This is a genomic window from Novosphingobium sp. fls2-241-R2A-195, from assembly GCF_030209485.1.
GTDB lineage: Bacteria > Pseudomonadota > Alphaproteobacteria > Sphingomonadales > Sphingomonadaceae > Novosphingobium > Novosphingobium resinovorum.
In genome coordinates this window covers 213,057-221,482 of sequence record NZ_JARVRY010000023.1, presented here as the reverse complement: position 1 = coordinate 221,482, position 8,426 = coordinate 213,057, and the positions used below count along the sequence as shown (strand labels likewise).

8 protein-coding genes are annotated in these 8,426 nt (G+C 69.2%); 7 read left to right on the top strand and 1 reads right to left on the bottom strand.

The genetic code is table 11. From position 1 onward, the window contains the following. Nucleotides 1-366: 366 nt before the first annotated feature. The gene (locus QRN25_RS17845; protein WP_285020529.1) at nt 367-978 is read right to left on the bottom strand and encodes a c-type cytochrome; all 612 of its coding nucleotides are present in this window, start codon (nt 976-978) and stop codon (nt 367-369) included. 135 nt (nt 979-1,113) lie between these two features. On the opposite strand from QRN25_RS17845, the gene QRN25_RS17840 reads away from it, so the two are divergent. From QRN25_RS17840 to QRN25_RS17810, 7 genes are all read left to right on the top strand, one after another. After that, entirely contained in the window at nt 1,114-2,013 is a 900-nt protein-coding gene (locus QRN25_RS17840) for a prephenate dehydratase (protein ID WP_008832975.1), read from the top strand. Between the two features lie 195 nt (nt 2,014-2,208). After that, a complete protein-coding gene (locus tag QRN25_RS17835; RefSeq protein WP_285020528.1) occupies nt 2,209-2,874 on the top strand; it encodes a hypothetical protein in 666 nt (221 codons plus the stop codon). Next, entirely contained in the window at nt 2,871-4,190 is a 1,320-nt protein-coding gene (locus tag QRN25_RS17830) for a DUF4350 domain-containing protein (protein WP_285020527.1), read from the top strand. Before QRN25_RS17835 ends, QRN25_RS17830 begins: the two co-directional genes overlap by 4 nt. After that, nucleotides 4,187-5,158, top strand: coding sequence for an AAA family ATPase (locus tag QRN25_RS17825; RefSeq protein ID WP_285020526.1), 972 nt, complete (start codon nt 4,187-4,189; stop codon nt 5,156-5,158). The genes QRN25_RS17830 and QRN25_RS17825 overlap by 4 nt, the downstream gene beginning before the upstream one ends. A 4-nt stretch (nt 5,159-5,162) precedes the next feature. Next, on the top strand, nt 5,163-6,491 hold the full coding sequence (locus QRN25_RS17820) for a DUF58 domain-containing protein (protein WP_285020525.1): 1,329 nt from the start codon (nt 5,163-5,165) through the stop codon (nt 6,489-6,491). Next, nucleotides 6,488-7,507 (top strand): stage II sporulation protein M, encoded by a 1,020-nt coding sequence (locus QRN25_RS17815; protein ID WP_285020524.1) that lies wholly within the window; start codon nt 6,488-6,490, stop codon nt 7,505-7,507. Before QRN25_RS17820 ends, QRN25_RS17815 begins: the two co-directional genes overlap by 4 nt. Then, a complete protein-coding gene (locus QRN25_RS17810; protein WP_285020523.1) occupies nt 7,504-8,409 on the top strand; it encodes an RDD family protein in 906 nt (301 codons plus the stop codon). Before QRN25_RS17815 ends, QRN25_RS17810 begins: the two co-directional genes overlap by 4 nt. The last annotated feature ends 17 nt before the right edge of the window (nt 8,410-8,426 follow it).

Here is an 8,426-nt window from a genome sequence, read left to right as displayed (position 1 = left end):
GGCTGCACCGTGAGTTACCCGGCCGCTCGCCAGAGCTTCACGGAAAACAAAACCCTGCGTCCCAGCTTGGACGCTCCCGACGCCGACCAGATGTTACCGGTCTTCGCGTTGACTTCCCCGGCGTAATGGCCCGCACTTGCCAGCGGGTACTTCCGCACATCCTCGTCATTGCGAGCCTAGCGAAGCAATCCAGGGCGGTTGATGCCGCCCTGGATTGCTTCGCTACGCTCGCAATGACGAACGGTGGATGCCAGTTCCTCCCCGGAACGGGGAAGAATGGGCCGAAGACGAAAACGGCCCGCTAGCGACTCGGCGGCGCTAGCGGACCGTTTTCAACCGGCGATCCCTCGAAGGGGCCGGATCGGCTTATTGCGCCGCCGCTTCGGAGGCTTCCGGTGCGGCTTCACCCGCCGCAGGCGCTGCCGCGGCGTCGGCTGCCGGAGCCACGTCTGCGGCAGGCAGCGGCAGGTTCGAGCCCTGCGAATTCAGATAGGCGATGACGTTGGCGCGGTCTTCCGGCTTGGACAGACCGGCGAAGGTCATCTTCGTGCCGGGCGCGAAGGCCTTGGGGCTCTTGAGCCAGTCGTTCAGGCTGTCGAAGCTCCAATTGCCGCCCTTGCTCTTGAGCGCATCGGAGAACGCGAAGCCGCCGACGCCCTGGCCGATCGCCTCGCCCACCACGCCGTGGAGGTTCGGGCCGATGCCGTTGGCGCCGCCTGCATTGATCGTGTGGCACGAGGTGCACTTGGCGAAAGTCGCCTCGCCCTTGGCCACGTCGGCGGCGGCGAGGAGCGTCGCGATCGGCGGATCGCCGCCGCCCGCGCCTTCCTCGGCCACGCCTTCGACGGCATAGCCCGCAGTCTCCGGCGCGTGATGCTTGTCAGCCTGAAAATACATCGAACTGGCGATCGTCAGTCCCAGGCCGACGATGCCCGAAAAAAGAGTCCAACCGGCGATAGTATTGAAACGATCGTCCATTCAGCATGCCCCGCGGTGATTATTCACTCATCCTGTTGGCTTCGGGCATTAATGTCCGCCTTGATCCAGCGCAAGTGCCGATACGGAATTCGGCCATTGCGCTTGTTCGCCGCGCCGCCTAATCGCGCGCACGTCATGCATGCTTATCCCCAGCCCGCCATCGCCCTCGTCGCCGAGATGGAAGCCGCCGCCCAGGCACAGCCGGCGCGCGCCGTCGCGTTTCAGGGCGCGCCGGGCTGCAACGGCCACCGCGCCGCGCTCGAATACGATGCCGGTTGCCTGCCGCTGCCGTGCTTTTCGTTCGAGGATGCGCTGGACGCGGTGAAGGAGGGGCGGGCCGACCGCGCGATCATCCCGATCGAGAATTCGCAGCACGGCCGCGTCGCCGACATCCACTTCCTGCTGCCCGAAAGCGGCTTGTCGATCGTGGGCGAGCATTTCACCCCGATCAGCCACGCACTGATGGCGCTGCCCGGCGCGAAAGGCCCGTTTTCGGCGGCCTACAGCCACCCGCAGGCGCTCGGCCAGTCGCGCCATTACCTGCGTGAGCGGGGCATCGTGCCGATGGCCTATGCCGACACCGCGGGCGCTGCGGCACTGGTGCGCGAGCAGGGCGACCCCGACGCCTGCGCCATCGCACCCCGGCTGGCGGCCGAACTCTACGGGCTCGACATCGTCGAGGACCGGGTGGAGGACGCCTCGGACAACACCACCCGCTTCGTGGTGCTGGCGCGCGAGCCGCTCGACCCGTTCGACCTCAAGGGCACGCAGGCGATGACGACCTTCATCTTCGAGGTGAAGAACATCGCGGCGGCGCTCTACAAGGCGCTGGGCGGTTTCGCGACCAACGGCGTCAACATGACCAAGCTGGAGAGCTACCAGATCGGCGCCAGCTTCGCGGCGACGACCTTCTACGCCGATATCGAAGGCGCCCCCGGCGAGGCGCGCATCGATTCGGCGCTGCAGGAGCTGGCGTTCCACTGCAAGTACGTGCGACCGCTGGGGACGTACGAGCAGGCGCGCAAGCGGGGCTGACCCCTCCACCACCCGCTACGCGTGCGGTCCCCCTCCCCATTCCTGCGGAACGGGGAGGATTTGCCTGATCCTCCCTGTCGCGCAGCGATGGGGAGGTGGCAGTCGCGCAGCGACTGACGGAGGGGGCCTTTCCCCGACACGACGAACGCTTTCAACCGCTTGCGCCGCACTTCCCGCCATGCAATCGTGCCAGGCGTGACGATTGGCGGGGGCACTGAAGCGGGTTCGGCCGCAGACGCGGCGCGGGACTGGAAGGCCGTGCGCGACGCGGCGGACATCCAGTTCACGCCGCTCCCGGACCCCAAGCCCGTTCCCCCCACCGACATTCCCGAATGGCTGAAAGCGCTCGGCCGGTTGCTGGAGGCGATCTTCACGCCGGTCGGCAAGCTGCTCGGCATGTCGTGGCCGGTGTTCCAGTGGATTCTCATCGCCGGAGCGGCAGCGCTGGCGCTGTTCATCCTCTGGCGCCTGCTGATCGAACCGAGCCTCGATGCCTGGCGTAGCCGCCGTCCGAAGCTGGAGGAGGTCCACTGGACTCCGACGCAGGCCGAGGCGGTGGCGCTTTTGGAAGACGCCGACACCCTCGCCGCGCAGGGCCGCTATGGAGAGGCCGCGCATCTGCTGCTCCGGCGCAGCGTGCGCCAGATTTCCGACGCGCGGCCCGACTGGCTCCATCCCGCCAGCACCGCGCGCGAGATCGCCGTGCTGCCGATGCTGCCCGAGAGCGGCCGCAGCGCCTTCGCCGTGATCGCCGGGCGGGTCGAGCGTGCCCTCTTCGCGCTCCGCGACCTCGACGCGCAGGACTGGACCGCCGCCCGCACCGCTTATGCGCAGTTCGCGCAAGTCGAGCTTCGGGCATGAACGTGAAGACGAAAGGCGTTGCCGTGGGCGCCAATCCGTTCTCGCTCTGGGCGGTGCTGGCGATCGTGGTGCTCGGCGCGCTGCTGTTCGTGGCGCTGCTGTGGATGATCGGCACCGGCATCGGCATGGGCACCGCCAACGACGGCAAGGCGCATGCGGAGGGCAAGGGCCTCAACGGCTATGCGGCGATGGCCGACTACCTCGAACGGCGCGGCTTCGCGGTCGAGGCGACGCGCAATCCTGCGGCACTCAAAAGGCCGGGACTTCTGGTGCTCACCCCGCCCGCGATCATCAAGGGCAAGGAGATCGATAAGATCGTCAGCGCCCGGCGCTCGATCGGGCCGACGCTGGTGATCGCGCCCAAGTGGCAGCCGATGCCGCCGATCCGCGAGCAGCGCGACAAGGCGAAGAAAGGCTGGGTGCGCCTCGGCGGCGAAAGCACGCTGGACTGGCCGGGCTTCCTCGACGAACTGACGCTGAGCGACGAGACCTTGCCGAAAGCGCAGGCGGGCTGGCGGGCCAACGGGATTTCCGGGACGCTGCCGACCGGCACCGTGCAGACGGGCAAGGGCGAGGGGCTGGTGCCGCTTGCCGTCAGCCGCGACGGCAAGCTGGTGCTGGCGGGCTTCATGGACGACGGTGGCCGCTACGACGGCCTCGACGCGATGGCGCAGGACGGCCAGCACTATATCGAGGGCGAGGACTACGACGAGGGCCGCTATCCGGTGGTCATGGTGTTCGAGCCGGACCTCCTCGACAACTACGGGATGGCCCGGATCGAGAGCGCGCAGCTGGCCGAGGCTCTGGTGCGCGCCACCGGGGTCAGGCCGGGCGGCGCTGTCGTGTTCGACATGACCCTGCCCGGCTACGGCCATGCGCAGAACCTGCTGACGCTCGCCTTCACGCCGCCGTTCCTTGCCGCGACGCTGTGCCTGTTGCTGGCGGCGGTGGCGGTGGGCTGGCGCGCGTTCCTGCGCTTCGGGCCGCCGCTGGTGCCCGAGCGGGCCATCGCCTTCGGCAAGCGCGCGCTGGTGAGCAATGCCGCCGGGCTGGTGCGCCGTACGCGCCGTTTCCACCTGCTCGGCCCGCCTTACGCCGACCGCGCGCGGGAACGGCTGGTCGCGGCGCTGGCCCTGCCGCGCGGCGTGGATGCCGAGCACACCGACGCCGCCATCGACCGGGCGCTTGCCACGCGCGGGGCTGATGGTGAGCCCTTCTCCGTGATCGCCGCCCGCCTCCATGCGGCCGGGCGTTCGCACGATCTCCTCAAGGCCGCGCGCGATCTCCACGCGCTCGAAAGGACGCTGACCCGATGACCGAGACTGCACCCGATATCGCACAAGTAGGCGCGCTCGCGCAGGCGATCCGCGCCGAAGTGGGCAAGGGCGTGATCGGGCAGGCCGAGACGATCGAGCACTTGCTGATCGCGCTGATGGCGCGCGGCCATGTGCTGCTGGAGGGACCTCCGGGGACCGCCAAGACATTCCTCGCGCAGTGCTTCGCCGCCACCCTCGGCCTTGATTTCGGGCGCATCCAGTTCACGCCGGACCTGATGCCGGGCGACATTCTCGGCTCCAACCTGTTCAACTTCCAGACCAGCCAGTTCACACTGACGCACGGCCCGATCTTCTGCGACCTGTTGCTGGCGGACGAGATCAACCGCACCCCGCCCAAGACGCAGGCGGCGCTGCTCGAAGCGATGCAGGAGCGCCGCGTGACGCTGGACGGCACCGCGCATCCGCTGCCGCCGCACTTCACCGTGGTCGCGACGCAGAACCCGATCGAGAGCCAGGGCGTCTACCCGCTGCCCGAGGCGCAGCTCGATCGCTTCCTGTTCAAGGTTCTGGTCGATTATCCCAGCGCCGAGGAGGAGCGCCGCATCGTCGCGCGCTATGGCGAGAATCGCGGTGCGCCGACACCGGCGGAGGTGGGCATCGTCACGGTCACGACCCCTGCGCAGCTGGAAGCGGTGACGCGGGCGGTGGCCTCGGTGAAGCTGGCGGACAGTGTCACCGACTACATCGTGCGCCTCGTTCGCGCGACGCGCGAGTCTGCGGACCTGTCGAGCGGTGCCTCCCCCCGCGCCGCCGTGCTGCTGGCCGGTGCCGCCCGCGCCCGCGCCGCGCTCGATGGGCGCGACTACGTGGTGCCCGATGATGTGAAGGCACTGGCGACTTCGGTGCTGCGCCATCGCCTGCTGCTCAGCCCGGCGGCCGAGATCGAGGGCAAGCAGGTCGAGGCGCTGGTCGCCCACCTGGTCGAGCAGACCGACGCGCCGCGCTGATCCGGTGAAGTTTGCCTTCGCCCCGATAGTCCCGACGGCCCGCGCGGCGGTGACGCTGGCGGCGATCGCCCCGGTCGCGCTGGTGATCGCGGCGGCGAGCCCGGACTTGTGGGTGATCGCGCCGGTCGCGGGGCTCGCCGTGCTGGTGCTGGTGGTGATCGATGCACTGCTTGGCGGCCGGGTCGCGGACCTTCGGGTTACGGTGCCCGGCGACGTCGAAGTCGGCGCCGAGGGCCGGATGGAGGCCGATGTCGCGCTGCGCTCCGGCAGCCCCTCGCGCGCGGAACTGGCGCTGGAGTGCGACCCGCGCCTCGCACCGGGCGGGCGGCTGGTGTTTCCGCTGATCGCCGGTGATGGCGGCTGTCGCGGCTCCGGCACTTTCACGCCCTCGCGTCGCGGCACCGGCAAGGTCACCCGCGCATGGCTGCGCTGGACCGGGCCGCTGGGCCTCGGCGCGCGGCAGTTGGCGGGGACTCTGGATGAGACGGTGCGGGTCTGGCCCAACGTCGCCGCCGTGCGCTCCCCCACGCTGCAGACGTTCCTCAAAGATGCTCAGTACGGCCTGCTCGCCCGCCGCATCCGGGGTGAGGGTACGCAGTTCGAATCGCTCGCCGAGTACCAGCCCGGCATGGATCGCCGCCGGATCGACTGGAAATCGTCGGCCCGCCACGTGCACCTCTATGCCAAGGAATACGAGGTCGAGCGCAACAACCAGATCGTCTTCGCCTTCGACTGCGGGCAGGCGATGTGCGAGCCGATCGCCGGGATGCCCCGCCTCGATCGCGCGGTCTCGGCGGCCCTGGCGACCGCTTTCGTGGCGCTCAAGGGCGGCGACCGGGTCTCGCTGTTCGGCTTCGCTTCGCGGCCCGAGGTGGCGACGCCCTTCGTCACCGCCAGCAGCGAGTTCCACCGCCTACAGCGCGCGGCGGCGGGGCTGGAGTACCGCATGGAAGAGCCCAACTTCACCCTTGCGCTGGCGACGCTCGCGGGAAGGCTGCAGCGCCGCTCGCTGATCGTGATCTTCTCCGACTTCTCCGACCCCACCAGCGCCGAACTGATGATCGAAAGCATCGGGCGGCTGGTGTCGCGCCATGTCGTCCTGTTCGTGACGATGGCGGACGAGGAACTGGAGACGCTGTCCACCGCCGAGCCCGACGACATGGAAGTGCTGTCGATGGCGGTCGCCGCCGATGGCCTGCTGCGCCAGCGCGCGCTCGTCACCCGGCGGCTGCGGCAGATCGGCGTCGATGTGATCGAGGCGCCGTGGCGGCAGGTCGGCACCCGGCTGATCGATGCCTACCTGGCCATCAAGCGTTCGGGAGCGATCGGATGAACGCGATATCGAATGCCGCCATCGAAAGCGCCGCGCTGCGCTCCGACCGCTTCCGGCTGGAGCGCGAGGCGGACTGGCAGCGCCTTGAAAACATCGTCGTGCGCATGGAGAAGGGGCGCCTGCGCGGCATCTCGGACGAGGACCTGCTGGCGCTGCCCGGCCTCTATCGCACCGTCGCCTCCAGCCTCTCCATCGCGCGCGAGACTTCGCTCGACGCGGCGACGCTGGGCTATCTGGAATCGCTGGTGCAGCGGGCGTGGTTCGTGGTCTACGGCCCGCGCTCGTCGTTGTGGGAGTGGTTGCGCGGGTTCCTCGGCGGCGGCTGGAGCCGGGCGGTGCGCGGCATCGGCTTCGAGATCGGGATCGCCCTGCTCGTCATGGTGGCGGGCGCGGTGGTCGGCTGGCTGCTCGTTTCGCACGATCCCGAATGGTACTTCGCCCTGATGGGCCGCGAGATGGCGGGCGAGCGCGTCCCCGGCGCCAGCGCCGAAGCGCTGCGCGGCACGATCTTCGGCAATACCGAGAAGACGGGCATGAGCATTTTCGCTGCCCAACTGTTCAGCAATAATGCGCAAGTCTCGATCCTCGCCTTTGCGCTCGGTTTCGCGCTCGGAATTCCGTCGCTGTTGCTGCTGGTTCACAATCTGGCCGGGCTGGGGGCGATGGGGTGGGTCTACTGGAAGGCGGGGCTGCTGCTCGACTTCGCGGGGTGGATCAGCATCCACGGCACGACCGAGCTGTTCGCGATCCTGCTCTCGGGCGCGGCGGGGCTGCATGTCGGGCGCGCGATCGCCTTTCCCGGGAACCGCCCGGTGCTGACCGCGACCGCCGAGGCTGGGCGCCGCGCGGCGGTGGTGATGGTCGGGGTGGTGCTGATGCTCGTCGTCGCCGCGCTGCTGGAAGGCTTCGCGCGCCAGCTGGTCGACCAGACGCCCGCGCGCCTTGCGGTCGGCGGGTTCATGCTGCTGGCGTGGAGCGCCTACTTCTTCGCCTATCGCGGGAGGGCCGGGCGATGAAGCGCCGGGTCAACCGTGCGCGCACCAGCAAGCAGCGCGTGCTCGTGACGCCGGAGGGCATCGCGTTGCCGGTCACCGTGGCGGGGCGCGGCGCGCGCGTGGGGGCGCTGATCCTCGACCTGCTCATCATCGTCATGCTGATAATCGGCACCTCGATCGCGCTGATGCAGATCGCGGGCGGGGCGGCGCAGATCGCGCAGGCGGTCGACGGCAAGGGCGCGGGCGCGCAGGCGCTGCAGTTCCTTATCGTCGTGTGGATCGTGGCGATGTTCCTGTTCCGCAACGCCTACTTCCTCTACTTCGAACTAGGGCCAAGGGGCGCGACGCCGGGCAAGCGCATGACCGGCATCCGCATCGCCGCGCGCGACGGCGGCCGCCTCACCGCCGAGATGGTGATCGCCCGCAACCTCCTGCGCGACATCGAGATGTTCCTGCCGATCCCGCTCATCGCCATGGCGGGGCCAGACAACGGCATGGCCTGGCTGGCGGCGGCGGGGTGGCTGGCGATCTTCCTGCTGTTCCCGCTGTTCAACCGCGACGCCCTGCGCGCGGGCGACGTGATTGCGGGAAGCTGGGTGCTCGAACGCCCGAAGCAGAAGCTGGAGGCGGCGATGACGACCTCCGAAGCGCCGGTGGCCGAGCGCTTTCAGTTCCGCTTCGAGGATCACGAACTGGCGGTCTACGGCGAATTCGAGCTGCAGGCGCTGGAGCGCGTGCTGCGCGAGGACCGGACCGACGCGGTCGAGACGGTCTACCAGACCATCGCCGAGAAGATCGGCCGCAACGACGGCTGGGGCGCGGAGCGGCGCTTCCTCTCGGACTACTACACCCAGTTGCGGGCGCGGCTGGAAGCAGGCATGCGCATGGGACGCCGCAAAGCCGACAAGCATTCTGGCGGATAGGGTTCTTGTCTCTCTTC